Here is a 26,761-nt window from a genome sequence, read left to right as displayed (position 1 = left end):
CAACAGAAAGAAGGACTATAATGACAGCTACATTAAACGTTTTCTTGCAAAAGTATATTGCGCTGTTAACACCACTAAGTTTACTGCTAGGGGTTGCGCTTCATACCCTTGGTGAAAATTATTTATTTGCCGTCCCTTGGCTCTTTGCTTTTATGACATTTGTCGGGAGCCTCGGCATGCGTGCGCGCGACGTAAAAGTTTTTACGCGTTATCCTAAAACCATTTTACTAAGCATCGCTTTTTTGCATATCCTTATGCCACTCTTTGCCTACATAGTGGCAATAACATTATTTAATGATGCTATGTTAACGGTAGGATTTGTGATGGCGGTAGCTGTACCTACAGGCGTAACGAGTGTTATATGGGTTACAGTTTGTAAAGGCAATTTACCACTTGCGTTAGCCATTATTTTAATTGATACATTGCTTGCGCCAATTATTATGCCAACATTACTCCATATTATTGTAGGTGCTGCAATTGAAGTAAATACGGCAGGGCTACTCATTGATTTATTATGGATGATTGTCCTTCCGACGTTGCTTGGTATTGTGTTAAATGAAGTAACGAAAGGGCGCATTCAAACGCAATGGTCGCCTAAATTAGCCCCTTTTTCGAAGTTAGCTTTATTTGCTGTCGTCTTTATTAATGGTAGCGCGATTTCTCCGTATATTAAAGAGCCTACACGGGAGCTAGCAGGTATCATTGCGACCGTATTGCTCGTATCGGTAACGGGCTACACCTTCGCATATGTTGCAGGGCGTTTACTTTACAAAAAGCAACCTGATGTGGCGACAACCTTTATGTTTATTGGCGGTATGCGTAATATCTCAGTAGGCGTAGTAATTGCTACGAGTTACTTCCCTGCCAAAGTTGCTATGCCGGTCGTGTTCGGTATGCTATTCCAACAAATTTTAGCTTCTACTTTCAGTAAATTAACGAAACCACCGCTACAAACAACAGCGACAGCTTAATTGCCGTCGCCGTTGTTTATTTTTTTAATTCCTCTTTGACAAACTTCTCAAATAAGCCTTTAATTTCATCGAGTGGAATATTATTTTTCATGTAACTTTCCACATCTAAGTTTTCGTCTTGTAGCTTAGCGAGTGCTACGCGGTAACTAATTTCTGAAACGGTTAAACCTAAAGCGATAGTTATAGAAGTAGCTACTGAGCCATTAATGACGCCACCTGCAAGCGTACCAACACCCGGAACGAACTTTAATACTTGTGCGACAAGATAGCGACCAAGCTGCGATACAATCTCACCTATACCGAGTGTGCCGATTAAACTTTCAAAATTACTAAATAAACCGTCTAAGCCGTAACCTTTTAAAATACGATTAATCATTACGCCTTGATTGGCAAGTAAAATGGGGCCATCTGCAAAGGGAATCGGTGTAAAGCCTACACCGAATGAGACGCTGGCGTGTTGGCGAATCGCTTTATTTATTTCTTCACGCTTTAACGTTACATCTACTTGTTGTGCACGTAAAAATGAAAAGCGGACTGCCGTATCCAAATGGTTGTATGTCCATTCGATAAGCTGTGGTAGCTGAAGCGGTAATTTATACGAAACAGCAAAGCTTGCGAAGCCCTCTTCTGCGATTACATTCATTAATGTGTCTACCGTTTCTACAGAAGCGATATCGCATTTAGTAAATACGACACAGATCGGTTTATTAGTCGCTCTAAATTTTTTAAGCATCGTAATATCCATCGGCGTAATACGGTGACCGCTTGCTGCAATGCAATACCATACCATATGAATTTGTGCTTCTACGGGTTGGGTAGCATCGTGCATATAATTTGTCATTTCCTCTGTAAATCGTTGATGCTCATCTGTCGCAATCTCATAGCCCTTCGTATCAAATAACGTAATCGGAAATTCATCAATTTCATATTTTGTAGTGGCTTGTGTGACAGGTGTACCTACCCCGGTGTTCGCAAAATCAACTTGGAATACGCGGTTAACTAACGTACTTTTACCTGAGCCTGTAGCCCCTACAACTAAAATATTCGTTTTTTCTTGTTCTTCTAAAAAACCTGCCATCGCTTTTTCTACAGCTTGATTGACAATAATATCAGTGGTTTTTCCCAAAACGTAGCCCTCCTAAAAAGCTTTTCTTTTTTTCGACGGGTGCATGATAATACGTACGAATCGCATTTATTACGCGATTTCGTCCATAGGTCACGCTTTGTGAGCCATCATAATAGCGCTCTTCTAAACTGTTTACGGCCAATGTGCGACACGGAATGAGTGCAGCCATTTTATGAATGTCTTGTTGGCTTAACGTATTGGATTTTGTTAAGACAGCTACGACCGGATAATGTTCAAGCAAGGCGCTAATGATGCGCTGATCTGTCGTTTGTACACGAGCCCTACTCGCATCGATACAATAAATAATTAAATCAATCGTTGTGGCTTTTGCAAATTTCGTAAATGATTTTTCCCATTCCTCGAGTCTGCCTTGTTCAATACCCCAGGCATCCGTTAGCGTGACGTGCATATCTTCTAGCTGTACATCTGTTGCATGAAACCCCTTCTCTGTAACAGGCAAGCCTACACCTGTAGCGCGTAAAGATTGCCCAGTAAGATAATTAATTAATGTGGATTTACCGGCGCCTGTTTGACCGATAACGACGATGTGAAAATAAAGTTGTTTTTTCATGCGTTACCTCCTTCCTTTTATTATTCCCTCGTTTTGCCAACATCAATCCTTATCGATAAAAAATATTTTAGTTGATAATGATTTTCATTTTCGATAAGATGAGGGTATTACGAATGCAGGAGGTTACGAATGAAAGATATTACGATTATTGGCGGAGGACCCGCAGGATTGTTTGCGAGCTTTTATAGTGGGTTACGCGACATGTCAGTACAAATTATTGAATTTCAAGATAAATTAGGGGGTAAAATGCACGTCTATCCTGAAAAAATCATTTGGGATATTGGTGGGGTTCCACCTAAGCCAAGCTATGAAATCATTGAGGACATTGTCGCGCAAGGCTTACATTTTTCGCCTGATGTGCATTTAAATGAGCGCGTTATCAATATCGAAAAATTTGAGGAACATCACTTCGTTGTGACGACAGCAAGTGGCGCAAGTTTTCATTCTAAAGCGGTCATTATTGCAGTCGGTGGTGGCATCATTCAGCCATTAACTCTCGAAATTGAAGGGGCGACGCGTTATGAAGTAACCAATTTACAATATGTCGTGCAGTCTGTACAAAAATATAAGGATAAAAAGCTTGTGATTTCGGGTGCCGGCAATGCTGCGCTTGACTGGGCAGTGACACTAGCGCCTCATGCTAAAAGCGTTGTGCTATGTTACCGTAAAGATGAAATTTCAGGCCATGAACATATGAAAGAAGAACTTGCTCGCCTTGGTGTTATTGAAAAGAAGCGGACAGTAATTACACAGTTGATGGCTGATGCTACAGGTCAGCGCATTGAAAAAGTTGAGCTGACGCAAGGTGATACGACAGAAGTAATAGCGGTCGACGAAGTGATTATTAGCCATGGTTTTAATCGCGATGCGTCGTTGCTTGATCAAGCAACTATACAGCTCGAACGTTATGATGATTTTTACATTCAAGGACAAGGCAATGCTAGTAGCTCGGTAGCCGGTATTTTTGCTTGCGGCGACATCGTGAAGCACCCAGCTAAAGTCCACTTAATTGCGAGCGCTTTTAATGATGCGGCAAATGCAGCGAATTTAGCGAAGCAATATATTGAGCCTACCGCTCGTGAAAATGGTCGTGTGTCGAGTCATAATGAACGTTTTAAAGAAAAAAATAAACAAGTGCTCCAAAACTATTTATGAGCGCATAAAACAAAAAGTTGAAGCGCTTAGATATCGCTTCAACTTTTTGTTTTGTTTGTTAACCAATGGGGCTCTTGCGCTACTTTACTATGGGTAGCAAGGCTTACGATAATAAAGATAAGCAATGAGCTTATAATAGGCAGTGTTACCGTATGCATCCCAAAAATATGAGGAGCAAGACAATCAATCGCAATATATAACCCCATGCCGGTAATCATTGAAGCAATCGCACCGTAACGGTTAGCTTTAGGCCAATAGAGCCCAAGTACTACAGACCAAATAAATACCGCTTCTAAGCCACCGAACGCAAATAAATTTAACCAAACGATTAAATCAGGTGGGTTCATCGCAAATAATACGACAGCTAAGCCGATAGTCGTCGTGACGATAAAGCTCGCCTTTTTAATTTGAGCATCGCTTGCTTCAGGCTTAATGTAATTTAAGTAAATGTCTTTTACGACAGTCGAGCTAACTAAAATGAGTAGTGCATTTACGGTAGACATCGTTGCTGCCATCGGTGCAGCCAATACGAAGCCAGCTACAGCAGGCGGTAATACTTTTAGTGTTAGGAGCGGCATGACTTTATCGCCAATGTCGATTCCAGGTAGCACAGGGCGCGCTAAGACACCGATTAAATGCATACCAAACATAATTGTACCAATCGCAATGGTCCCGATTAAAATGGCGCGATGCATACTTTTCGCATCTTTATAACTCATCGCACGGACCGCAATTTGAGGAAGACCGACGACACCCACGCCGATTAAAATCCAAAAGGTAGATACATATAAAGGGGTTAACTCCCCTTCTGCCCCGTACGGTGTAATAAAGTTAGGGTTTTCGGCAACGAGTGCTGCCATAATCGCATCAATACCACCACCCGCAATAATTGTACCGATAAGTAAAATGACGGTGCCAATGACCATAATTGATCCTTGGACGGCATCTGTTAATGCTACGGCTCTAAAGCCGCCAATAATGACATAAATTAATACCGAGCTTGCAAAAATAAAGAGTGCGGTCGTATAGCTAAGACCTGTTAATGATTCGATTAAACGCGCACCGCCTACCCACTGCGCCATCATAGATGAAAATAAAAAGACAATAATTGCAATGGCAGACATAATGACAATAAAATCACTGTTATAACGTACACGTAAAAAGTCGATTAAGGTAATCGTTTGAAATTTACGCGCAATAATCGCAAACTTTTTACCAAGTACCATTAACACAAAGTAACCCGCAGGTAGCTGTGCCATTGCTAATAACACCCAGCCTAAACCTTTGGTATATGCTACCCCAGGCCCGCCAATAAAGCTACTTGCGCTACCATACGTCGCAATCATGGTCATCGCTAAAATAAAGCCGCCCATTTCACGACCGCCTAAAAAATACTCCTGTAAAAATGAATCTGTCGTACGCACTTTAGTATTTGCCCATATACCGATCATAAAGATAATGATGAGAAAAAGAACGAGTGGTACGATAACTTGCCAATGAATCACTGTGCATCCTCCTCATCAAACGGCACATCTTTAAAGAAAAATGTAAGTACAAACCACAGCAGTACAATCATAAAAATGGTACCTGCTATACAGCTATAAAAGAACCAGGCAGGAAAGCCCAGCACATATGTGTAATTTGCGGGGTCACCGCTTCCGAGGCCGTACGCAAAGCCGAACCAAATCGCGAAGTTAATCATGACGAGCCCTACACCAATAAGCGCTTCCCGATTGGCGATTTTAAAGCGTTTATCCTCCATATTTATCCCCTCCTCATTTGTTTATTGTACTCATAAGATAAGGTAAAGAAAAGAGCCACTTCACAAAGGAAGCGGCTCTTAGTAGTTAGCGGGCAATGCGATGGCTAATTTTGTATTCATATTTACCATTTGAATAGTTGGCGATTGGTCCATAATCAGGTGCAAGATAAAGAATGAATTCTACTTTATCTTCATAGTATTCACCTTTGTTATTTTCCATATATTTAGGATAAGTTGTTTTAATTGCTACAACATTTGTAAAAGTATGGCCTTCTATTGTCAGCGTTTCATTCGTGTTAATAATTTCTTGTTTTTCTAATGACGAAGCAGCTATTCCTAACATACCTAGTTTATTTAAATAATCCGGATTTAATCCAATAGTGAAAGGATAAGCTATTGATGTACTTGCATCAGTTTGAGGGATAGAAAATCTCCAAGAACCACCTATTAAACCATAAGAAACGAGTCCGTATCTACCTGTTTGCGGATTAAAAAAATTCCAGCCTGTAGCTTTACCAAAATCAAGATTTTGATATTCTTTAAATAATAAAGCCGTGTTATCCGTATAATAGTAGTCATAATTTGGATTTGGTAAATAATCGCCTTTGTTAAGTGTCATAGCACGTGCTAAAAAGGCTGAGAAATGCGCACGTGTGAGCATTTTATTCGGTTGAAAATAAAGTGAACCATCGTTTGCACGGACGCTTTTTGCCACATTATTCATAGCTACTAATTGAATCGGGCGATAAAATGCATGGTTTTGGCTCACATCACGATAAGTAACTGAGTTTTGCGAAATCGATTTTAAATCGAAAGCTTCCGCTAGTATTTTAGCCATAAAGGCACGTGAAATATAAGAGTCTGGCTTAAAGTAAGGTGCATCACTAAAAATGCCTGCTGTGTAAAGCGCTGCGATGTCTTCGTAATACGGATGGCTGCGGCTTACATCTTTGTAGTTAGGGTGTTTTAGCTGATCTTTTGGTAATTGAAGTGCTGCTGCCATCATCTTGGCAATATGCTTTTTTTGGATAAGTTGATTTGGTTTAAACGTACCATCAGGATACCCACCAATGACACCTGTTTCAACAAGGTAGTCGATTTCAATTTTTAACGTATGCTTTGATGAAACATCTTTAAAATTACTAGCACTTGCTGGCGTTACTGTGAAAATCACAGCAAGTAATAAAGCGAGGACCGATATAGTTATTTTCTTCATTCCTATTCCTCCCAAAAAATATTTTTGTTACCATTTTTATAATACATGATTTATGCATGAAAAAACAGCCGCTTCATAAAGAAGGAGGCTGTTTTGTAAGTTCATAAAACGTAGCGCAGTAGTCATACCCTTGGCGTTGATACATTTCGCGCGGTGTATCTGAGGCATCGGCTACTAAAAAAATTGTATGGTATAAAAAGTGTGCTTCGATAAACGCTTGAATTGTACTACCAATACCTTGGCGCTGGAAAGCTTCACGTACAAAAAATTGATCTAACTCTACCGTGTTTTCTTGCACGATAAGTTCTACGGCACCGACCGCTTCGTTTTGATAGTACGCAATGACAGCAACGAAATCTTGCTGTAATTTACGACAAAGCCAAGCTTCACGTTCTTTAGCATACTTTTCACCAAAAGGCAGCGCTTCGTCATAGCTGAGTCGCAAAAAGTCTGGCACTGTCGCTGCATCTACAAACTGTACAGTAATGGCTTCATTGACCGCAAACATCGGGGTTGTTAGCTCATAAATTTCAAGCTCGCTTAATTCATAGTCTTCGAGCATCGGTACAGTTATGTTGGGCGGAAAGGTAAATTTCACATGTGCTTGTGTAGCAAGTTGCTCTTCTGCAAGTACTAGCAGTTGTTCTTTCGTTATGTCAGTTGTAATAACCATGCCGTTACTATCGTAGCGGCTCGGAACTTCTTTATCAACGAAGCGGATATAATCAGGCATTTTATAGGCAGTGCCATAGCGATTAACCGTCCAAAAATCAATCATATTATTCACCTGCCTGTAATTGATACATTTCAGCATAGCGACCATTTAAAGCGAGTAATTCTCGGTGAGAGCCGCTCTCTACAATTTCGCCAGCTTCTAGTACAAGTATTTTATCTGCTTGCTTAATGGTAGATAGACGATGGGCAATGACAAATGTCGTGCGCCCCTTTTTTAATACGTCCATCGCGTGCTGAATAATTTCTTCTGTTTCGGTATCAATATTAGACGTGGCCTCATCTAATATTAAAATCGCAGGATCAAATGCGAGCGCGCGCAAAGGAAATGAGTTGGCGCTGACCTGCGGAGAGCGTGCTACCTTTTTCAATAACAGGTTCGTCTAAGCCTTTTGGTAGGGTTTGAATAACTCGTTCGCCCCCTACCGCTTTTAACGCCGCTTCGATTTTTTCGCGTGTAATGCGAGGGTCATTTAAGCTAATATTAGAAGCGATAGTTCCTGTAAAGAGATAAGGGTCTTGTAATACAATACCCATATGTTGACGAATCGCTTGGCGAGAATGCGCTGTAATTGGGTCACCGTCAATTGTAATTTGTCCTTTTACGGGATCATAGAAGCGGAATAACACATTCATAATGGAACTTTTCCCAGAGCCTGTATGACCAACAAGTGCTACGGTTTCGCCTTTTTTCGCTTCGAAATTAATGTCTTTTAATACATAATCAGGTTCGTTGTAGGCAAACCATACGTGCTCAAAGCGCACATTCCCTTCATAGCGTGGCAACGTTTCGTCTGTCAATGGCTCCCCTTTTTCATCGAGTAGTTCAAAAACACGCTCAGATGATACTTTAGCCTTCTCTAAATGTGGTAGCTGGTTGACGATGCCCATAACAGGGCTAAAAATGCGCGTAATATAATCAACAAATGCATACAATAACCCAACGGAAATGGCCGCCTCTGCACCGAGTGCTTGGTTACCAAAGTAGATGATAAAAGCCATTAAAGTTAGTGACTGCAACGTATCTACTAAATTGTGAGAGGTAGCAGCATCTAACACGAGTAGCTTATTTTGATAGCGGAAATGCTCATCGTTACTTTCTTCAAACTCCTTTAGCATTTTGTCTTCTTGACCAAAGGCTTGAATGACCGGCATGCCTTGAATAGACTCGTTAATACGTGCATTCATGTCGCTCAGTTTACTGCGTACAACATGATTGTATTTTGAAGCGATTTTACGGTAAAGCACAATCCAAATCGCAAGTATAGGGATGAGCAGTAAGGCGATCATCGCCATGCGCCAGTCTAAAATAAAGAGCGCAATGTAAATGCCAATAATCGTCATACCACTCGCCGCAAAGTTGGCAAGTACGGTAACAAATAAATTACGCACGGCTTCGGTATCATTGGTAATGCGTGAAACGACTTTACCCGCTGGTAAATTGTCGAAATAGCGCACTGGCAAAGTTTGTACATGTTCATACACATCGTTACGCATCGTTTGAATGATGCGGTTAGCTCCTTTTTGCAGTAGTAACGCTTGACAATAGCGAAACAGTGCTGCAATAACAGCTAAGCCGAAAAATAGCCCAAGTAGCATAAGTAACGGCTTAACATTGATGCTTGTAGCATCTGCAATATGCTCATCAATAATCTTTTTTGCGATAAATGGTCCTGATACGTCCGCTGCAACGGCAATCAGCAATAAAAAGATACCGAGTAGCAAAGTGTTTTTATAAAGAAGGGCGTACTTGATCAAACGTTGTGTCGTTGTCATGACGTCACCTCCTCAAGTTGTTGGCGGTCATATTGTTCTTTATACCACCCACCGAGCGTTAGCAATTGTTCGTGTGTGCCTTGCTCTATAATGTGGCCATCTTCTAATACGATAATTTGATCCGCATGTTGAATGGCAGAAAGTCGATGCGTTACAATAATTGTCGTTTTTTGCGAGCGTACTTGTCGAATATTAGCAATGATGCGCGCTTCTGTTTTAGCATCCACTGCTGATAGCGAATCATCTAATAGTAAAATCTCTGGTTCACGAATGAGCGCACGCGCAATTGAAATTCGTTGTTTTTGTCCACCGGATAAGGCTACCCCTTTTTCGCCGACGATTGTATGAATGCCTTCAGGTAAACGCGCAAGATCTTTATCAAAGTCAGCTAAACGTATCGCTTCTTGTAGTTGCTGTTCTGTGGCATCGGGTTTACCGAATAAAATATTTTCGCGTACCGAACGAGAAAATAAAGTATGTGTTTGGGGCACATAACCAATTAACTGACGCACTTGCGCTTTACTGTGCGCTTCAATCGCCTGTTCACCTAAGGCAAGTTCACCGTCTCCTTTAGGGTATTCGCGCAGTAACTGTTTAATAAACGTCGTTTTACCGCTACCTGTTTTCCCTACGATGCCTAATGTTTCACCACGTTTAATGCGTACGTTGATATTTTGTAAGTTCATCGTTTCGGACTGTGGGTACGTAAAGGCCAATCCTTTAAAGTGAATGTCATTGGGTTCTCTCGTAATGATGTGCTCAAGTGGGTCTACGACAGCTTCTGTAGTTTGTAGTGTTTCTTCTACACGATCAAGCGAAGCGTTACCCATCTGCATAACATTAATAAGCTCACCAATCGCAAACATTGGCCATACAATCATGCCAAGGTAAACGTTAAACATCACAAGCCCACCGACGGTCATTTCACCGCGAGAGACGAGTACTGCCCCGTAGCCAAGCCCAATCATATAACTCAGCGTCGTGACAATTTTAGTAAGCGGGTTAAATAACGCTTCAATACGTTTAACCTGAATATTTTTTTGGTATACATCCTCCGTCATTTGAGCAAATTTTTCTTCCATATCACGTTCTTGTACGTAGGCACGTACAACGCGTACGCCCTCAACTGCTTCGAGTACACCATCATTCATTTCACCAAACGCTGTTTGCGCCAGCATATAACGCTCATGAATTTTTTTACCGAGTATTTTCATAGCGAGCGCTAAAATGGGAAGTGGTAATACCGCTAGTAATGTTAGTTTCCATGACACCATCACACCCATTGTAATGATGATAGTAATCAAATATAACGTCGAATCAGCTAGCGTTAAAATACCAAAACCTGCTGTGGCTGCGACAGCGCTTAAATCATTGGTTGCTCTTGCCATTAAGTCCCCTGTACGATTTTTCTCATAAAAAGAGGGGCTCATGTTTAAAAACTTTTTCATTAAGCGAGAGCGATACTGTTTTTCTAAGCTATTGGCACCGCTGAATAGCTGATATTGCCAAATAAAGCTCACTACATACATCACAATAATAGCGCTCGCTAAAAAAATGATTTGTCGTTGTAAAAATCCAGGGGTTAATACGCCCTGATGAATAGCATCTACTGTTTTACCTACGAGTAGCGGAGGTAAAATCCCGAGTAAATTAGCTACGCATAAAAGGAGTACCGCTACGGTGTACTTCTTCCATGAAATTTTGTAAAACCAACTTAATTTTCCTAATACTTCAAACATTATTGTGCTCCTTCACTAACCGTCTTCTGTTGATTCCTTTTTTAATGTTTTGCGTTGTACTAAAATGTTCATAATACTCGACTCCTTTGTTTATTTTTTGCATTGTTTCGATAAAAGAGAATAAAAAAAGACGCCAACTCTTTTAGAGCCTGCGCCGTAAAAAAGAATAAGTTTCCACACTCATTCCTAACTATAAATATCGAAATAACGGAAGCATGGTAAGGTAGTATGAAATTCATAGATGTGTGTCATTGATGTTTTCATTGCGCTTACCTCCTCGTTGTTTAATGCTCTTTTAGGCTAACATAATTTTTTGAAAATTGTCAACATATTTTTAATTTGCTATGCTAAATAAAAGGTGAAGTGCGCAACATTTGCGCGCTTCACCTTGTTAAATTAGTACGTAAATCGATTAATGAGTTGCTGTAAAGATGCAGACATACGTGCCATTTCTTGAGCCGCTCGGTCGATATCCGTCATCGCAGCAAGCTGTTCTTCAGAAGACGAAGCAACGTGGATCATATTATCCGAAATTGTACCTGAAATACGCGCCACTTCTTCGGTAGAAGCGGTGATTTCTTCAACACCCGCTGACATTTGTTCGGTAACAGCTGACACCTCATGAATTTGTGCGTTTACGCTATCGATTGAATTTTTGATTTTCGCAAAGCCTTGTTGTGTATCAACGACTACGTCCATACCAGCCGCTGTTTCACGTGCATTACCTTCAATTGCTTTTATAACAGATTTTGTATCAGTTTGAATTTGCGTAATTAACGAAGCAATTTGATCTGCCGAATGTTTTGATTGCTCGGCTAGTTTGCGTACTTCGTCTGCAACAACCGCAAAACCTTTACCTTGTTCCCCCGCGCGTGCGGCTTCAATCGCAGCGTTTAGTGCCAGTAAATTAGTTTGGTCTGCAATGCCGGTAATAACAGCTACAATATTACCAATTTCATTCGATTGCTCATCCAGTTTACCAATAGCCGTAGCGACTTGTTTAGATGAGGTGTTAATCGCATTCATTTGTTCTCTAACGCGATTAAGCGCCTCGTTACCTTCGAGTGCTTCTTTACTCGTTGTACTCGTAGCATCTGAAATTGTCGCAGTAGTTTCGGCTACTTGTTGAACACCTACAGCCATTTCTTGTAGAGCTGTTACACTTTCTGTAATGCTCGTTACGGATTGCTCTGCGCCACCTGCTACAGCTTGCATCGTTGTTGTCACTTGTTCGGTAGCAGCTGAAGTCGTTGAGGCGCTCGTTGTTAAGCTGTTAGAAGCATGGGTAACGTCAGTAGCGGTAGATGCGATATTTGTCATCATTGTGCGCAAACTTGCAATCATCTGATTAAAACCTTGCGCTACTTCGCCAATTTCATCTTTTGCTGTAATATCAAGTTGCTTTGTTAAGTCGCCTTCCCCTGCTGCAATCGTTTGAATTTGTTCTTTCATGCGTGCAAGTGGTCGTAAAATACGTCCTGTTAATAATGAACTCACAACGAACGCAATGAGTAGCACTACAATCATGACGACAACTATTTTAGTAATGAAACTTATAAGAATCTGGTTAATTTCGTCGATGATTTCGCCGACAAACCACATGCCGACAATGTCTCCTTGCGCATTTTTAAGCGGTGAGTAGAGCGTTAAATACTTAGTGCCTACTACGTCTGCTTCTCCAATATACGTTTCACCTTTATTCATAACCGCTTCAATTACCACAGGGTCAGCATCTTTGCCAGTGAGGCGTTGTCCATCAAGTTCGAGCGTAGTAATAAGCCCTTTAGTACCTTGAAAGACGGTGACACCACCATCCATTTGTTGCCCTAGGTCATCAATTAAAGCGACGTGATTTGTTATTTTTTCGGTACCTTTGTATAGCTCGTTATTTTTAATGGCCCAGTCACCTGGTAGTTTTTCATCAAGTAAGCTATAACTTAAATTAGAAAGTTTGGTAACACTCATTTCATAGTTGTTGCGCATTAACTTATCTGATTGCACATACGTCACCACGCCTAAAATTAAGCTGATTAATAAAATAAAAGACATGACAAGTACATTCAGTTTCGTTCGTAAAGACATTTTTTTAGCATCCTTTCGTAAGACGGAGTGTAAGATATTTTACCTATTAACTAGTTTAACAATAATAGGTCTATAAGTTCAATAGTTTTACACATATTTACGAAATATGTACAATTTAAACAAAAAAAGAAAGTGCATGTTAGTCATACACTTTCTTGTCGTTTATAATAATCGTTTGCGAAGTTCTGCGGGGTCATTCGGTGATAATAAACCGAACGGAATATCGAATACGGTGTGTGCACCCGTCGCACCTTTTTGTGTTAAACGGTGAGCTGCACGTGCATAGGCTACAAGTACGCTTGAAGTAAAGCCAGGGTTACTGCCAAGCTTTAATGAAAACTCGACAATCTGCTTGTCGCCTTGTGCGCTTTCACCACTACGAATGACAAAACCACCATGCGGCATGCCTGTATGCTCTTTTTCAAACGTTGCCTCATCAATAAAATGAACCGTAGTATCATAGTCTGCGAAGTAGTTTGGCATTGTCACAATGGTTTCTTCGATAACCTTTTGATCAGCACCTTCGTCAGCTACAATATAGCAAACGCGCGCATGCTTTTCACGCGTCGTAAGCTGAGGGTTTTCACCGCTTCGTACACGGTTAACAGCTTCTTCGATTGGTAATGTATATTGAACACCGCGTTTAACGCCCTCAATGCGTCGTACAGCGTCTGAGTGACCTTGGCTTAAGCCCTCTCCCCAAAATGTATATGTCTCGCCTTGTGGTAGCACAGTTTCGCCGAGTAAACGGTTAAGCGAGAATAAGCCTGGATCCCATCCTACAGAAATAATCGATACGTTGCCCCCTGCTTGCGCGGCGACATCTACTTCGTCAAAAAACTTCGGAATTAATGCATGGGTATCAAAACTATCTACTGTTGTAAAATGTTTTGCTAGCGCTGGTACTTGCTCTGGTAAGTCTGTCGCAGAACCACCGCATAGTAATATTACATCGATGTCATTTTTAAATTGTAGCACGTCGTCTAAATGACAAACTTGCGCGCTCTCTGTCGCAATCACTACGCTTGAAGGATCGCGACGTGTAAATACTGCCACTAACTCCATATCGTCGTTTTGCGTAATCGCCTGCTCTGCGCCGCGACCTAAATTGCCGTATCCGACAATACCTACTTTAATTTTACTCATCTTAACGCCTCCTCTACGTTAGTATCATACGGTGTATGCAAAAAATTCACAATACTTTACGTTCAAAATACAAAAATTTCAGTATTATTAATTAATACATTGCATAATTAGAAGGAAGTTTCTTGTAACCATCGGTAGAGTAATAATCAAAAAAAGAGCTGCCCATAGAGGACAGCCCTTTTTCAATTGGTTGCTTATTCTGCAGCTTTCGCGCGAAGCACCATTTGTAGGATACCACCGTGACGGTAGTAGTCTACTTCTACTTCTGAGTCGAAACGAGCTAAAGCTTTGAACTCTTTAACTGTACCGTCTTCAGATTTAGCAGTTACTGTTAGGATATCACGAGGTTTAACGCCTTCAGCGATGTTAACAGAGATTTCTTCTTTACCAGTTAAGCCTAAAGATTCAGCAGATTCGCCAGCCATGAATTGAAGAGGTAGAACACCCATCATTACAAGGTTAGAACGGTGAATACGCTCGTAGCTTTGTGCGATAACTGTTTTAATGCCTAAAAGGTTAGTACCTTTTGCAGCCCAGTCACGTGAAGAACCCATACCGTAGTCGTTACCAGCTAATACTACTAAGCCAGTGCCGTCTGCTTGGTACTTCATGCAAGCGTCGTAGATGTACTCTACTTCGCCAGTTGGCCAGTACGTAGTGAAGCCGCCTTCAGTACCTGGAGCAACTTGGTTACGGATACGGATGTTAGCGAATGTACCGCGCATCATTACTTCGTGGTTACCACGACGTGAACCGTATGAGTTGAAGTCGCGAATCGCAACGCCATTTTCGATTAAATATTTACCTGCAGGTGTATCTTTACCGATGGCACCAGCTGGAGAAATATGGTCAGTTGTAATTGAGTCACCAAACTTAGCGATTACACGCATGTTGTCAAGGCTTTGGATTGAGCCTGGCTCTTTTGCAAGACCTTGGAAGAATGGTGGGTTTTGGATGTAAGTTGATTTGTCATCGAATGTGTAAAGAGATTCAGTTGACGTTTCAATTGCATTCCAAGCTTCGTTAGCAGTGAATACTGTTTCATATTCTTTTTGGAATAATTCACGAGTAACTACTTTGTTTAATACTTCGTTTACTTCTTCAGTTGCAGGCCAGATGTCTTTGAAGAATACATCTTTACCGTCAGCTGTTTTACCAATAGCGTCTGTTTGTAGATCGATGTCTACAGTACCAGCTAATGCGTATGCAACTACTAATGGTGGTGAAGCAAGGTAGTTAGCTTTTACAAGTGGGTGAACACGGCCTTCGAAGTTACGGTTACCAGAAAGTACAGAAGTTACGAATAAGTCGTTGTCTTTAATCGCTTCTTCGATTTCTGGAAGTAAAGGACCTGAGTTACCGATACATGTTGTACAGCCGTAACCTACAGTGTTAAAGCCAATTTTGTTTAGGTATTCTTGAAGACCTGAATCTTCTAGGTAACCTGTAACAACTTTTGAACCTGGTGCTAAAGAAGTTTTAACCCATTTAGGAACTTCCATGCCTAACTCAACCGCTTTTTTAGCTACAAGACCTGCAGCGATTAAAACGTATGGGTTAGATGTATTTGTACAAGATGTAATAGCAGCGATTGCTACTGCACCTGTTGGGATTTCTACGTCGCCTTCAGCGAATTTAGCTGTAGATGTTTTAGCGAACTCGTCTTCAGTTAAACCGAAGCCTTGTACGCCCATTGGTGCTGTAACTGCTTCTTTGTAGCGTGCACGCATTTCTGAAAGTGGAATTAAATCTTGTGGACGTTTAGGGCCAGAAAGGTTTGGCTCAATGTCAGCAAGGTTAATTTCTACTACGTCAGTGTATACAGGCTCTAATGTTGGGTCAAAGAACATGTCGTTAGCTTTAAGGTAAGCTTCAACAACTGCTAAGTGCTCTTCGTCACGGCCAGTTAAACGCATGTAGTTAAGTGATTCTTCGTCAATTGCGAAGTAACCACAAGTAGCACCATACTCAGGCGCCATGTTTGAAATTGTAGCACGGTCAGCTAATGGTAATTGTGGAACGCCAGGACCGAAGAACTCTACGAATTTACCTACTACACCTTTAGCACGTAAAACTTGAGTTACTTTAAGTGCTAAGTCAGTAGCTGTTGTTCCGTTAGGAAGGTCGCCAGTTAATTTAACACCGATTACTTCAGGAATTGGGAAGTAAGATGGTTGACCAAGCATACCTGCTTCAGCCTCGATACCACCAACGCCCCATCCAAGTACGCCAAGACCGTTGATCATTGTCGTATGTGAGTCAGTACCTACTACTGAGTCTGGGAATGTTTCGAAAGTACCGTCAGTATTTTCGTAAACGTGTACAACTGGTGCAAGATACTCTAAGTTAACTTGGTGTACGATACCTGTTGCAGGTGGTACAGCGCGGAAGTTGTCATAAGCAGTTTGCGCCCATTTAAGGAAGTTATAACGTTCAGCGTTACGTTCGAACTCTAAGTCCATGTTCGCTTGTAAAGCTGCTTGGTTACCATACTTGTCTACTTGTACAGAGTGGTCAATTACAAGGTCAACTGGGATAGCTGGGTTGATTTTAGCTGGATCTCCGCCCATTTCTTTCATTGCTGAACGTAATGAAGCTAAGTCAACTACTACTGGTACACCAGTGAAGTCTTGTAATACTACGCGAGATGGTTTGAAAGGAACTTCTGCTTCTGCGTCAGCGTCTTTACCCCATTTTGCTAAGTTGTCAACGTGATCTTCTTTAATTACATAACCATCATATTGACGTAAAACTGACTCTAATAATACTTTAATTGAGTAAGGAAGGTTTGATACCTTTGCGATACCTGCTTCTTCGATTGCGCCTAAACGGAAGTAGTTATACGTTTTGCCGTTTACATCAAATGAAGCGCGGCTGTTGTGTAAATTTGCCATTTACGGTTTCCCCCTAATAATTCTTATTGAAAAGGCTGATGTCTCAGCTACTTTCCTCCAACACCTATGATACCCGATTTTGCGACATAAGTAAATTACATTAATTTTATATTTTACTATAAGTTAAACTTATCACTGATGATAAATTACACTTGCGAAACGTTCTCAATAGTATGATAATTTCTGAATGCGTTAATTTATTAATCTTTAGCATAAAAATAGGTTTATGCACGATTTTGTAAGGGTAAAGTTAATTATGAAACGGAGTGATTTACTAATGAAAACGGAAAACTTAGACAAACAATTAAATGAGTTAGTATCAACATGGTCAGTACTTTATACTAAGCTACACAATTATCACTGGTACGTAAGTGGCCCATCATTTTTCACACTGCATGTTAAATTTGAAGAGTTATATAATGAAGTAACATTAAACTTGGATGATTTAGCCGAACGTATTTTATCAAAAGGTGGCAAGCCGGTTGCGACATTAAAAGAGCACCTTGAGTTGTCACTAATTAAAGAGGCGTCAGGTAAAGAGGACGCAACGAAGATGGTTGAAAAACTAGTCGCTGACTTCAAAACAATTATGAAGGCGTTAGACAATGGTATGACGCTTGCAGCCGACGCTGGTGACGATCGCACAGAAGACTTATTAAATGCCCAGTTCCAAAGTTTAGAAAAGCATACATGGATGTTAAACGCCTACTTAGGCAAATAATTTTTAGAAAAGCAGTGTTCCTTTTAAATGAGGACGCTGCTTTTTTGTTGGGCTTAGGTATAATTTTTTAATAGCTTGTTTGTTTTATTTTTAATAAAAATAGTGTCGCTTAATTTGTTATGTTAATGTAAAAGAAAACAGCCACCGGAGTGACTGTTTAGCTCTTATAATTTAATCGAAATATATTTTGTTTCAAGGTAGTCTTCCATACCTTGACGTCCGCCTTCGCGTCCTGTACCGCTTTCTTTCCAGCCGCCAAATGGTGCTTGTGCCGCTGAAGGACCACCGTCATTTAAACCGATGATGCCGTATTCAAGCGCTTCACTTACATAAAACGCCTCAGAAAGATTCGTTGTGAAAACATAGGCTGCTAAACCAAATGGTGTGTTATTCGCACGTGCAATCGCATCATCAACATCTGTAAACGTAGCGATTGGTAGTAATGGGCCAAATGTTTCTTCTGACATACACTGCATGTCATCTGTTACGCCAGACATTACTGTTGGCTCGTAGTAATAACCTTCGCCTGCTGCGCGCTTACCGCCTGTTTCGACTACTGCACCTTTATTGCGTGCATCTTCTACGTGTTCGTTTACTTTGTCAACTGCATTTTCATCAATCATTGGACCGATGTCTGTTGTTTTATCTAAGCCGTTACCGACCTTCATTGCCTTTACTTTTTCTGCTACTAGCGCTACAAATTTTTCTTCGATATCTTTATGCACGTAAACACGGTTTGTACAAATACATGTTTGACCCGCATTACGGAATTTAGATGCCAGTACACCTGCAACTGCTACTTCAAGATCAGCGTCTTTTAGTACGATAAATGGTGCGTGACCGCCTAATTCAAGTGATACCTTTTTCATTGTATCTGCAGAGTCCTTCATTAATTGTTTACCAACTTCTGTTGAGCCTGTAAATGTTAATTTACGCACACGGCTGTCGCTTGTCCAAGCACCGCCAATCGCACGTGCCGAACCTGTTACGATATTAATAACGCCTTTTGGTACGCCTGCTTGCTCTGCGTATTCCACTAATTTAATCGCGGTTAGTGGTGTTTGACTAGCAGGTTTAAGTACAGCTGTACAACCTACTGCTAAAGCGGGTGCGATTTTACGTGTAATCATTGCCGCTGGGAAGTTCCAAGGCGTGATTGCCGCTACAACACCGATTGGTTGACGTAGTACAAGCATGCGTTTATCTGGTGCAGAAGCTGGGATTGTTTCGCCGTATACGCGTTTACCCTCTTCGGCATACCACTGGATATAAGCATTCGCATAGCGTACTTCACCTAATGCTTCTGCGAGTGGTTTACCTTGCTCCTCTGTCATTAAAGCTGCAATTTCTTGTTCGTTTTCTTTTACAAGCTCGTACCAGCGATATAAAATGTCGCAACGCTCTTGTGCGGTTTTCTTTTTCCATGTTGTGAAAGCAACAGCAGCTGCATCTACTGCTGCTGTTGCTTCTGCTTCACCACCGTATGGTACAGATGCCATTGGTTGTTTTGTGGCTGGGTTAATGACCTCGTATTGCTTCCAGTCCTTACCTACCCATTCACCATTAATTAAAAGTTCGTAGTTTTTCATTTTACTTCTCTCCCTTTTCAACAACTTTACCTTCGTAAGCTGCTGCGTAGATGGTAAAAATATCTTCCAACTCTAATTTTAACGGACTTCGCGCTAAAATTCTCGTTTGCAGTATCGCATCATCCGTTAATGATTGGATGGCTTCTTTAGGAATCGAAAATTCTTGTAATGTTGAAGGGATATTAATATCCTCTACTAAACGCTTAAGCTCACGCACACAAGCTTGTGATGCTTCGGTTTGTGACATGCCTGATGGACTGAAGCCCATTGCTTCGTAAATATCCTTCATGCGCTCCTCACAACTTGAACGAATATACCCCATCACATAGGGTAATAATACCGCGTTTGACTCACCATGCGCTAAGTGGAATTGACCACCTAATGGGTAAGCTAAACCATGTACACCTGCAACGCCTGCGTTAAAGAAAGCAAGACCTGCTAAGTAGCTACCATAGCTCATTTTTGTACGCGCTTCTTTATTGTCACCTTGGTGTACAGCTGTACGGATAGATGCGCTAATTAAACGAATCGCCTGCAGTGCTAATGCGTCAGAAACAGGGCTCGCAAATTTCGAGACATATGCCTCAATCGCATGTGTTAGCGCATCTGCACCTGTAGCTGCTGTTACTTTAGGTGGTAAAGACATGGTTAACTCAGGGTCAACAATTGCGACGTCAGCGATTAATGCATCATGTGCCACAACGTCTTTTGTTGTTTCAAGCGCTAATACCGAAATATTTGTTACCTCAGAGCCAGTGCCTGATGTTGTAGGAATTAAAATGGTTGGTAAACCTTTATGCGTTACTTGACGTGAGCCTGTTAAGTTTAAGTAATCCGCTACTAAACCTTCATGCTGTGATAGTACACCCGCAAGTTTACTTAAATCTAGGGCGCTACCGCCACCAATACCGATAACGGCATCAAAATGATTGTCGCGTGTAAACGCTACAAGTTTTTCACCAACCGCAAGTGGCGGCTCAGGTACTACTTCTGTGTAGACCTCGTATGTCATGCCAAGCTCCTCTAACGGGGCAATCACATGGTTGGGTAAGTGACTTTTAAGGCAAAACAACTGTGCGAACCTCCTAGCCTTTTTATGGGCACTTGGGGTTCGCACAGTTGTTAATTTTGTGGTATCCAACTAATGAGTGCCGCATGGAAATCATGCGGGTAATGCCATTTGCCATCGACTTCTTCAATAAATGGGGTTAAGGCGGTTAGTAAATCTTCACGGGTGAAGGGTTTGTCTAATGCCTTTACACTTTGTTTTTGGAGTAATTCATCGAGCGTATCATACACATACGTGCGCTTTAATGGCACTAACTCCACAGAAGCAAATATGCCCATGCCATATAAAATATTAACTAAGTCAATATAGTCACGGCGCGGATGCTTGATAGTGTAACCCATGCGCTCAAGCGCTAAATAATGCGGCTGAATGGGACCACTGGTCATGCCGATAATGGCTTTTTCTGTGGCGAATTGATTCATGCGCTCAAGTGTTTCTTTAATATCTAGCATGCGGTAAAAACAGTTAACGCCAAAAATAACGTCATACGTTTTTGGTACGTCATAGCTCTCCCACTTGGCGTGCACAAAATCTGCATTGTCTAACAGCATCTCACCGCAGCACATTTGCAGGTAGCTCAGTACGGCCTCCGAGCTATCAATACACGTTACGTGCTGTGCTGTTTCGAGTGTGGGAAAGGTATAGTTACCCCAACCTGGTCCAATTTCCGCCACGTGGTGGTGCAGTGCAATATGTTTACTCAGTACCGCAAAAATTTCGTCCGCGTAAGGATCGGTTTTACCTGCTTGTTTTTTTGCCATCGATTGTGCCCAAAAGGCTTCCTCTAGGCTATCATCTACCATGCGCTCTGGTAACTTACCTGTCCAGTCCTTCATGCCTTCTCGCCATAAATCTGCAAAATCAATCGCTAATGGTCCACGTCTCATCGCTTAACCTCTTTCAATGTTCATAATGTCATACACTTTTGCCATATCTACGTGTTCACGCAGGTGGTCAGCCACCATATTATAGGCTTCCTCGCGGCGTTCACTATCACTTTTCACGTCACTAGGTAATGGGGATAATCCTTTATCCGCACGCATTGCGTTTACTAAAGCACGGGTATACGTACGGTTATGGAATAAGCCGTGGAAATACGTACCAATAATTTGTTCGTTATTCACAACAGCTCCGTCTACGCGACCATCGGCTAATGTCATAAATGGCTCGCCACCAAGTAACGTCGTTTCGCCTAAATGAATTTCGTACCCTGTTAATGATAAGCCGTTGCGCTCTCCTGTCATTTGTACCGTTTTTTTGCCTGCCGAAAAAACCGTCGCTACTGGGAGTAACCCTAGCCCTTTAGCTGCTGTGCCGTCGCCTTCAACGGCATCAGGATCTGTTAGCGTCTCGCCAAGCATTTGGAAGCCACCGCAAATACCAATGATTTTTGTGCCACGTGCTGCTAGCGCCTGAATGGCTTCGTCAAATCCTTCCTTGCGTAGCCATGCCAAATCATCGAGTGTAGCTTTTGTGCCAGGTAGCACGATCAAATCAGGTGTACCAAGCTCACGCACCTTAGCTACTAAACGTACGCCAACCTCTGGCTCGTCAAAGAACGGGTCAATATCTGTAAAGTTTGAAATACGCGGTAAACGAATCATCACAATATCTAACGCAAACTCGCCTGCTTTTGGCTTTTTAAAACGCAGTGAAGATAGCGCAAGTGAGTCTTCTGCTTCGATATTGACATCAATATATGGCACAACGCCAAGCACAGGTATGCCTGTTTCGCGCTCTACCCACTCAATGCCATCATCTAATAACTCACGCATGCCACGAAATTTATTAATAATTAACCCTTTGACACGCGCACGCTCATCCTCATCAAGTAATGCCAACGTACCAATAATTGACGCAAAAACGCCACCGCGGTCAATATCAGCAACTAATACTACAGCAGCATCGCTCATATGCGCCATTCGCATATTGGCAATGTCACGGTCTTTTAAGTTAATTTCAGCTGGGCTACCTGCGCCCTCTAGCACAATAATGTCGTACTCTGCCTGTAATTTACGCACGGATTTTTCGATAATGGGTAGCGCTTTATGTACAAACTCATTACGGTAGCTTGTCGCTGTCATATCTAAAAAATGTTTGCCGTGTACAATGACCTCTGATACCATATCTTGCTTAGGCTTGAGTAAAATCGGGTTCATATGCGTATCCGCTACTACGCCCGCTGCCTCCGCCTGTACGCCTTGCGCGCGCCCAATTTCGCCACCGTCTTGTGTCACGAAGGAGTTAAGCGCCATATTTTGTGATTTAAACGGCACCACTTTATAGCCGTCTTGTAAAAAAATGCGGCAGAGCGCCGTGCAAATCATGCTTTTGCCGACGTCTGACGCAGTACCTTGTACCATAATAGAAGTTGCCATTAAAACTCCAGCCCCTTTACTGCAGGTATACCTTCCTCGTAATAATGTTTAGTTGCTTCAATGGTAGACACTAAGTCTGCTAAATCAATTAGCTGTTGTTTAGCGCTACGACCTGTAATGACTAAATGCATGCCTGCTGGGCGGTTTTGAATGGCCTCAATTACTTCAGCTAAAGGCAATACATCGTCAATCGGAAACTTCGTGATCGCTAACGCATTATTTAGTTCGTCGAGTACGAGTAAATCAATAGACTCATCCGCTAAGGCTGCCTTGGCTTTGGCCCACGCGATTTGTAATGCCTCGCGGTGCTCCTCTGGCGTTTTTGTCCACGTAAAGCCAATGCCCATTTGTTCCATCTCAACGCCGAGCTTTTTTAAGGCGATTTTTTCGCCGTACGTGCGCTCAGGTGACTTAATAAATTGCATATAGCGCACGTTTAAGCCACGCCCAATCGCACGTAAAGTTACACCGAGTGAAGCTGTTGTTTTACCTTTACCATCGCCGGTATACATTAAAAATAAACCTCGTTTTACAGCCATACGGTTTTCTCCTCAGCTGGCGTACGTTTTTTGTCGCCGAGTTTATTGTCTTCTGCTGGGTAACCCATGAAAATGGTACCGACAACTTGTTCGTCTTCACCTGCATTAATAAACTGGTGCATGCGTACGTCATGTACTAAGCCAACGCCGCGTGTACGCCAAACAAAGCCTAGTCCTAGCTCATCTGCCGCTAACCACATCGATTGAATTGCCGCACATACCGCAAAGACGTTATCCTTTGTTGCGCCCTCGTCACCTTCAACGATAGCCGACGTTACGACGATGACAGTCGGTGTTGTTTTAATGACTTTTAATGAGCTCTCTACTAAATGTGGCTTCGTCGGGAAGCGCTCCTCTAAATAAGCGGTTGCCACTTGTTCGTAGCGCTTCAGTGCATCGCCTTGTACGACGTAAAAGCGCCAAGGCTCACGATTTTTATCATTCGGCGCTTGCACAGCTGCCGCTAAAATTTGTTCGATTTTTTCGCGTTCTACTGGCTGATCCGTATAGTTACGAATGGCACGACGCTTTTCTAATGCTGTGAAAATTGACATTTGTCTCTCTCCTTATTCAAACCATTTAATTTTTTCGCGCATGCTTACGACATCACCCACGAGCACCATAGATGGATTTTGCAAACCACTAGCTACAATATCCTGTGCAATCGTTTCGAGTGTGCCTGTAATTGTACGCTGTTTTTCTGTTGTGCCCCACTCGATTACCGCAACTGGCGTTGTTGCTTTGCGTCCGTGGGCAATGAGTTGTGAAGTAATATAAGCAAGGTTGCCAACGCTCATATAAAAGGCAATGGTATCAATGCCCGTTGCAAGTGCTTCCCAGTTTAAATAATCCTGTCCCTTTTCGGCACGGCCATGCCCTGTAACAATCGCAAAGCTTGCCGCATGGTCACGATGCGTAACCGGAATACCTGCATACTGCGGTGCTGCAATGCCTGCTGTAATCCCTGGCACAAATTCAAATGGGATATTGGCATTGGCGCAAACTTCTGCCTCTTCTGCGCCGCGACCAAACACACAAGGGTCGCCGCCTTTTAAACGTGTAACCACTTTACCTTCATTCGCTTTTTCCACGAGTACCTCATGGATTTCGTCTTGGATTAAATGGTGTCTGCCTGGGGATTTGCCACAAAAGATTAACTCAGCTGTTGGCTTAGCATGTTCAAGCAATGCTTTATTGACTAAGCGATCATACAAAATGACATCTGCTTGTTGAATGCACTCTAGCCCTTTAACTGTAATAAGCTTCGGGTCGCCTGGGCCTGCACCTACTAAATATACTTTACCTGTCATATCTTACTCCTTCTATGAGCTGTGCCACAAAGTCATCGCATGCTTGCCTGTTCCCTTGTTGTACCCATGTTAAAATTTGATCGTCTAACAATTGGCGTAACGCAACATTGCGCTTCACGCCCTTTTCTGTAACTGCGAGAATACGTAAACGCGCCTCGGCTAAAAATGCGACATACGCTTCATAATGGTCGTCAAATTGCTCGTCTAACTGTTGCTTAATTTTGCGCGCAAGTCCTGGATTTGCGCCATTCGTTGACACAGCAATTACTAAGTCGCCACGCTGTACAGTAGCGGTCGATAAAAAATTACTATGCATCGCCTTATCCGTCCGATTGACGAGTTGTGTCGGTAGTGCCGCTTCTTGCACCGCTGCATTGACTGCTTCGTCGTCTGTTGCCGCAAAAATAACGAGCTTTCCTACAACATCGCTTGCTTCAAACGCACGTGCTTGCCACACAAATGCCCCTTCTTCACAAAGCGCTTGCATTTTAGGATGCAATTCAGGGCTCACTACGGTAATACGCGCACCACTTTGGGCGAGTGTACGATACTTTTGCCAAGCGACGTGCCCACCACCGACAAGTAATACCGCCTGATTCGTAAGGTTTAGCATTACCGGTACATGTGTCATTGCACTGCCTCACATGCCGTTAGCCAATTGTCTGCCATCGCCGGGTTTGATAAGAAGTGGAAATGGGCATATCCTGCTACAAGTGTCGGCGTTAAATAGCCTTCTTCTTTTTTACCGAAACGCCCTTTTGTCGCATAGGCAGGCTGTTGCTCACCTGTATATTTTGAATAATGAAATTCATGCCCACGCGCTTCTTCATTTTCGCCGAGTAAAAAGTTACCTTTCCGCCCAAAAATTTCGCGGTAGCCTAACGCCGCAAGTTTTTGTTGCATCGCGACTTCTCCCGCAATTATGCCAAGCATCGGTATACGTTCACCTGATGTTGTCGTAATTGCTTCGGTTAAATACATATAACCGCCGCACTCTGCAAGCGTCACTACCCCGCGCGCAATCGCTTGTTTAATCGCATCATTTGCTATCGTATTTTGCGCTAATGTGGCCGCGTACTCCTCTGGGAAGCCACCGCCAAGGTAAAGCCCCTGTGCATCTGCTGGTACTGGCTCATTAGCTAATGGTGAAAAGAACTTGAGTTCGGCACCACGGGCACGTAAAATGGCAAGGTTTTCTTCGTAATAAAAGTTAAAAGCCGCATCACGTGCTACCGCAATGACAGCACGCTTTGCTACGTTATCATCAAATACACTCGCTACTTTTTTAAGTTTTGGTGCTTTTGTTACGGTTAGTAGCTTGTCGATATCAATGTTTTCTTCAATAGCGTCGGCTAATGTGTTAAAAAAGTCAGCTAACTCGCCGCGTTCAATCGCAGGCACTAGCCCTAAATGACGACTTGGTACGGTTAATACCGCATTCTTTTTTAAATAGCCTAGCACTGGAATGTGGCACTCTTGTTCAATCGCAGTCTTTACAATGTTATAGTGGCTTTCACTTCCTAATTGGTTCACAATGACCCCAACAATATTAGGCTTATCGGATAAGGTTTGGAAACCTTTAACGATGGCCGCCACACTGCGCGCCATACTTGCCGCATTGACAATTAAAATGACAGGGCTCTCGGTAATTACGCTAATATCGGCGGTCGAGCCCTTATCATCTAGCGGTGATTTGCCGTCGTAAAAGCCCATAACACCTTCTATCACTGCAACGTCTGCATCAGCGCTCGCGCGTGCTACGACATCGCGCACCGCTTCGTCACTAAACATAAAGCTATCGATATTCCGTGATGGGCGGCCTGTAACCGCCGTATGATACGTTGGGTCAATATAGTCAGGCCCACATTTAAAGCCTTGTACAGTTTTACCACGACGTTTTAGCGCCGCGAGTAAACCAATCGTAAACGTCGTTTTGCCGACACCACTACCTGTTCCTGCAATCACAAAACGATTCGTTTGCATAC

The 26,761-nt window shown here is 42.3% G+C and carries 22 protein-coding genes and 1 pseudogene; 3 read left to right on the top strand and 20 right to left on the bottom strand.

Annotated elements, in window-relative coordinates; all coding sequences use genetic code 11:
* The first annotated feature begins 20 nt into the window (after positions 1 to 20).
* Positions 21 to 971: a bile acid:sodium symporter family protein gene (locus DDE80_RS03670; protein WP_108306329.1), complete on the top strand. Its 951-nt coding sequence runs from the start codon at positions 21 to 23 to the stop codon at positions 969 to 971.
* A 16-nt stretch (positions 972 to 987) separates the two neighbouring features.
* Here the strand turns inward: DDE80_RS03670 and DDE80_RS03665 are convergent, their stop codons facing one another.
* Both DDE80_RS03665 and DDE80_RS03660 read right to left on the bottom strand, forming a co-directional pair.
* On the bottom strand, positions 988 to 2,097 hold the full coding sequence (locus DDE80_RS03665) for a YcjF family protein (protein ID WP_108306328.1): 1,110 nt from the start codon (positions 2,095 to 2,097) through the stop codon (positions 988 to 990).
* Complete coding sequence (locus DDE80_RS03660; RefSeq protein WP_108306327.1) at positions 2,081 to 2,668, bottom strand: GTPase; 588 nt, start codon at positions 2,666 to 2,668, stop codon at positions 2,081 to 2,083. The genes DDE80_RS03665 and DDE80_RS03660 overlap by 17 nt, the downstream gene beginning before the upstream one ends.
* A 129-nt stretch (positions 2,669 to 2,797) precedes the next feature.
* Between DDE80_RS03660 and DDE80_RS03655 the strand changes: the two genes are divergently transcribed.
* On the top strand, positions 2,798 to 3,823 hold the full coding sequence (locus tag DDE80_RS03655; protein ID WP_108306326.1) for an NAD(P)/FAD-dependent oxidoreductase: 1,026 nt from the start codon (positions 2,798 to 2,800) through the stop codon (positions 3,821 to 3,823).
* A 38-nt stretch (positions 3,824 to 3,861) separates the two neighbouring features.
* On the opposite strand, the gene panF is transcribed toward DDE80_RS03655, so the two are convergent.
* The 9 genes and pseudogenes from panF to acnA all read right to left on the bottom strand — a co-directional run bounded on the left by panF (position 3,862) and on the right by acnA (position 17,170).
* Complete coding sequence (gene panF / locus DDE80_RS03650) at positions 3,862 to 5,325, bottom strand: sodium/pantothenate symporter (RefSeq protein WP_108306373.1); 1,464 nt, start codon at positions 5,323 to 5,325, stop codon at positions 3,862 to 3,864.
* A complete protein-coding gene (locus tag DDE80_RS03645; RefSeq protein ID WP_108306325.1) occupies positions 5,325 to 5,585 on the bottom strand; it encodes a YhdT family protein in 261 nt (86 codons plus the stop codon). The genes panF and DDE80_RS03645 overlap by 1 nt, the downstream gene beginning before the upstream one ends.
* 85 nt (positions 5,586 to 5,670) lie before the next feature.
* The gene (locus DDE80_RS03640) at positions 5,671 to 6,801 is read right to left on the bottom strand and encodes an S-layer homology domain-containing protein (protein WP_108306324.1); all 1,131 of its coding nucleotides are present in this window, start codon (positions 6,799 to 6,801) and stop codon (positions 5,671 to 5,673) included.
* Positions 6,802 to 6,874: 73 nt separating this feature from the next.
* On the bottom strand, positions 6,875 to 7,579 hold the full coding sequence (locus DDE80_RS03635) for a GNAT family N-acetyltransferase (protein ID WP_161952260.1): 705 nt from the start codon (positions 7,577 to 7,579) through the stop codon (positions 6,875 to 6,877).
* Position 7,580: 1 nt separating this feature from the next.
* Positions 7,581 to 9,309 (bottom strand): annotated as a pseudogene (locus DDE80_RS03630) (ABC transporter ATP-binding protein).
* Positions 9,306 to 11,048 carry an ABC transporter ATP-binding protein gene (locus tag DDE80_RS03625; RefSeq protein WP_108306322.1) on the bottom strand — a complete coding sequence of 581 codons (1,743 nt, stop codon included), beginning with the start codon at positions 11,046 to 11,048 and terminating at the stop codon, positions 9,306 to 9,308. Before DDE80_RS03625 ends, DDE80_RS03630 begins: the two are co-directional and overlap by 4 nt.
* Positions 11,049 to 11,444: 396 nt before the next feature.
* Positions 11,445 to 13,130: a methyl-accepting chemotaxis protein gene (locus DDE80_RS03620; RefSeq protein WP_108306321.1), complete on the bottom strand. Its 1,686-nt coding sequence runs from the start codon at positions 13,128 to 13,130 to the stop codon at positions 11,445 to 11,447.
* 162 nt (positions 13,131 to 13,292) lie between these two features.
* On the bottom strand, positions 13,293 to 14,276 hold the full coding sequence (locus tag DDE80_RS03615) for a diaminopimelate dehydrogenase (protein ID WP_108306320.1): 984 nt from the start codon (positions 14,274 to 14,276) through the stop codon (positions 13,293 to 13,295).
* 194 nt (positions 14,277 to 14,470) lie between these two features.
* Positions 14,471 to 17,170, bottom strand: coding sequence for an aconitate hydratase AcnA (gene acnA, locus DDE80_RS03610; RefSeq protein WP_108306319.1), 2,700 nt, complete (start codon positions 17,168 to 17,170; stop codon positions 14,471 to 14,473).
* A gap of 277 nt (positions 17,171 to 17,447) precedes the next feature.
* On the opposite strand from acnA, the gene DDE80_RS03605 reads away from it, so the two are divergent.
* Positions 17,448 to 17,891: a Dps family protein gene (locus DDE80_RS03605; protein ID WP_108306318.1), complete on the top strand. Its 444-nt coding sequence runs from the start codon at positions 17,448 to 17,450 to the stop codon at positions 17,889 to 17,891.
* A 164-nt stretch (positions 17,892 to 18,055) separates the two neighbouring features.
* Here the strand turns inward: DDE80_RS03605 and DDE80_RS03600 are convergent, their stop codons facing one another.
* The 9 genes from DDE80_RS03600 to DDE80_RS03560 are packed head-to-tail and all read right to left on the bottom strand — an operon-like array spanning position 18,056 to position 26,759.
* The gene (locus tag DDE80_RS03600; protein WP_108306317.1) at positions 18,056 to 19,480 is read right to left on the bottom strand and encodes an NAD-dependent succinate-semialdehyde dehydrogenase; all 1,425 of its coding nucleotides are present in this window, start codon (positions 19,478 to 19,480) and stop codon (positions 18,056 to 18,058) included.
* Position 19,481: 1 nt separating this feature from the next.
* Positions 19,482 to 20,552 carry an iron-containing alcohol dehydrogenase gene (locus DDE80_RS03595; protein WP_282432378.1) on the bottom strand — a complete coding sequence of 357 codons (1,071 nt, stop codon included), beginning with the start codon at positions 20,550 to 20,552 and terminating at the stop codon, positions 19,482 to 19,484.
* Between the two features lie 50 nt (positions 20,553 to 20,602).
* A complete protein-coding gene (locus DDE80_RS03590; RefSeq protein ID WP_108306315.1) occupies positions 20,603 to 21,436 on the bottom strand; it encodes a class I SAM-dependent methyltransferase in 834 nt (277 codons plus the stop codon).
* Between the two features lie 3 nt (positions 21,437 to 21,439).
* Entirely contained in the window at positions 21,440 to 22,927 is a 1,488-nt protein-coding gene (locus DDE80_RS03585; protein WP_108306314.1) for a cobyric acid synthase, read from the bottom strand.
* Entirely contained in the window at positions 22,927 to 23,466 is a 540-nt protein-coding gene (locus DDE80_RS03580; protein ID WP_108306313.1) for a cob(I)yrinic acid a,c-diamide adenosyltransferase, read from the bottom strand. Before DDE80_RS03580 ends, DDE80_RS03585 begins: the two co-directional genes overlap by 1 nt.
* A complete protein-coding gene (locus DDE80_RS03575; RefSeq protein WP_108306312.1) occupies positions 23,457 to 24,020 on the bottom strand; it encodes a nitroreductase family protein in 564 nt (187 codons plus the stop codon). Before DDE80_RS03575 ends, DDE80_RS03580 begins: the two co-directional genes overlap by 10 nt.
* A 12-nt stretch (positions 24,021 to 24,032) precedes the next feature.
* Positions 24,033 to 24,776 carry a uroporphyrinogen-III C-methyltransferase gene (gene cobA, locus DDE80_RS03570; protein WP_108306311.1) on the bottom strand — a complete coding sequence of 248 codons (744 nt, stop codon included), beginning with the start codon at positions 24,774 to 24,776 and terminating at the stop codon, positions 24,033 to 24,035.
* Entirely contained in the window at positions 24,766 to 25,407 is a 642-nt protein-coding gene (locus DDE80_RS03565) for a precorrin-2 dehydrogenase/sirohydrochlorin ferrochelatase family protein (protein ID WP_108306310.1), read from the bottom strand. The genes cobA and DDE80_RS03565 overlap by 11 nt, the downstream gene beginning before the upstream one ends.
* Complete coding sequence (locus DDE80_RS03560; protein ID WP_108306309.1) at positions 25,404 to 26,759, bottom strand: cobyrinic acid a,c-diamide synthase CobB; 1,356 nt, start codon at positions 26,757 to 26,759, stop codon at positions 25,404 to 25,406. The genes DDE80_RS03565 and DDE80_RS03560 overlap by 4 nt, the downstream gene beginning before the upstream one ends.
* Between the last annotated feature and the right edge of the window lie 2 nt (positions 26,760 to 26,761).

Source organism: Metalysinibacillus jejuensis (assembly GCF_003057615.1).
GTDB lineage: Bacteria > Bacillota > Bacilli > Bacillales_A > Planococcaceae > Metalysinibacillus > Metalysinibacillus jejuensis.
Note: the sequence above shows the minus strand (reverse complement) of the source record. Positions and strands in the feature narration are given on the sequence as shown.

Bases quoted from the DNA above. Each gene is read 5' to 3' on its own strand.
- DDE80_RS03575 (WP_108306312.1), bottom strand. From the start codon at position 24,020: ATGTCAATTTTCACAGCATTAGAAAAGCGTCGTGCCATTCGTAACTAT.
- DDE80_RS03660 (WP_108306327.1), bottom strand. From the start codon at position 2,668: ATGAAAAAACAACTTTATTTTCACATCGTCGTTATCGGTCAAACAGGC.
- acnA (WP_108306319.1), bottom strand. From the start codon at position 17,170: ATGGCAAATTTACACAACAGCCGCGCTTCATTTGATGTAAACGGCAAA.
- DDE80_RS03670 (WP_108306329.1), top strand. From the start codon at position 21: ATGACAGCTACATTAAACGTTTTCTTGCAAAAGTATATTGCGCTGTTA.
- cobA (WP_108306311.1), bottom strand. From the start codon at position 24,776: ATGACAGGTAAAGTATATTTAGTAGGTGCAGGCCCAGGCGACCCGAAG.
- DDE80_RS03655 (WP_108306326.1), top strand. From the start codon at position 2,798: ATGAAAGATATTACGATTATTGGCGGAGGACCCGCAGGATTGTTTGCG.
- DDE80_RS03580 (WP_108306313.1), bottom strand. From the start codon at position 23,466: ATGGCTGTAAAACGAGGTTTATTTTTAATGTATACCGGCGATGGTAAA.
- DDE80_RS03645 (WP_108306325.1), bottom strand. From the start codon at position 5,585: ATGGAGGATAAACGCTTTAAAATCGCCAATCGGGAAGCGCTTATTGGT.
- DDE80_RS03640 (WP_108306324.1), bottom strand. From the start codon at position 6,801: ATGAAGAAAATAACTATATCGGTCCTCGCTTTATTACTTGCTGTGATT.
- DDE80_RS03585 (WP_108306314.1), bottom strand. From the start codon at position 22,927: ATGGCAACTTCTATTATGGTACAAGGTACTGCGTCAGACGTCGGCAAA.
- DDE80_RS03625 (WP_108306322.1), bottom strand. From the start codon at position 11,048: ATGTTTGAAGTATTAGGAAAATTAAGTTGGTTTTACAAAATTTCATGG.
- DDE80_RS03615 (WP_108306320.1), bottom strand. From the start codon at position 14,276: ATGAGTAAAATTAAAGTAGGTATTGTCGGATACGGCAATTTAGGTCGC.
- DDE80_RS03565 (WP_108306310.1), bottom strand. From the start codon at position 25,407: ATGACACATGTACCGGTAATGCTAAACCTTACGAATCAGGCGGTATTA.
- DDE80_RS03605 (WP_108306318.1), top strand. From the start codon at position 17,448: ATGAAAACGGAAAACTTAGACAAACAATTAAATGAGTTAGTATCAACA.
- DDE80_RS03560 (WP_108306309.1), bottom strand. From the start codon at position 26,759: ATGCAAACGAATCGTTTTGTGATTGCAGGAACAGGTAGTGGTGTCGGC.
- DDE80_RS03600 (WP_108306317.1), bottom strand. From the start codon at position 19,480: ATGAAAAACTACGAACTTTTAATTAATGGTGAATGGGTAGGTAAGGAC.
- DDE80_RS03635 (WP_161952260.1), bottom strand. From the start codon at position 7,579: ATGATTGATTTTTGGACGGTTAATCGCTATGGCACTGCCTATAAAATG.
- DDE80_RS03590 (WP_108306315.1), bottom strand. From the start codon at position 21,436: ATGAGACGTGGACCATTAGCGATTGATTTTGCAGATTTATGGCGAGAA.
- DDE80_RS03620 (WP_108306321.1), bottom strand. From the start codon at position 13,130: ATGTCTTTACGAACGAAACTGAATGTACTTGTCATGTCTTTTATTTTA.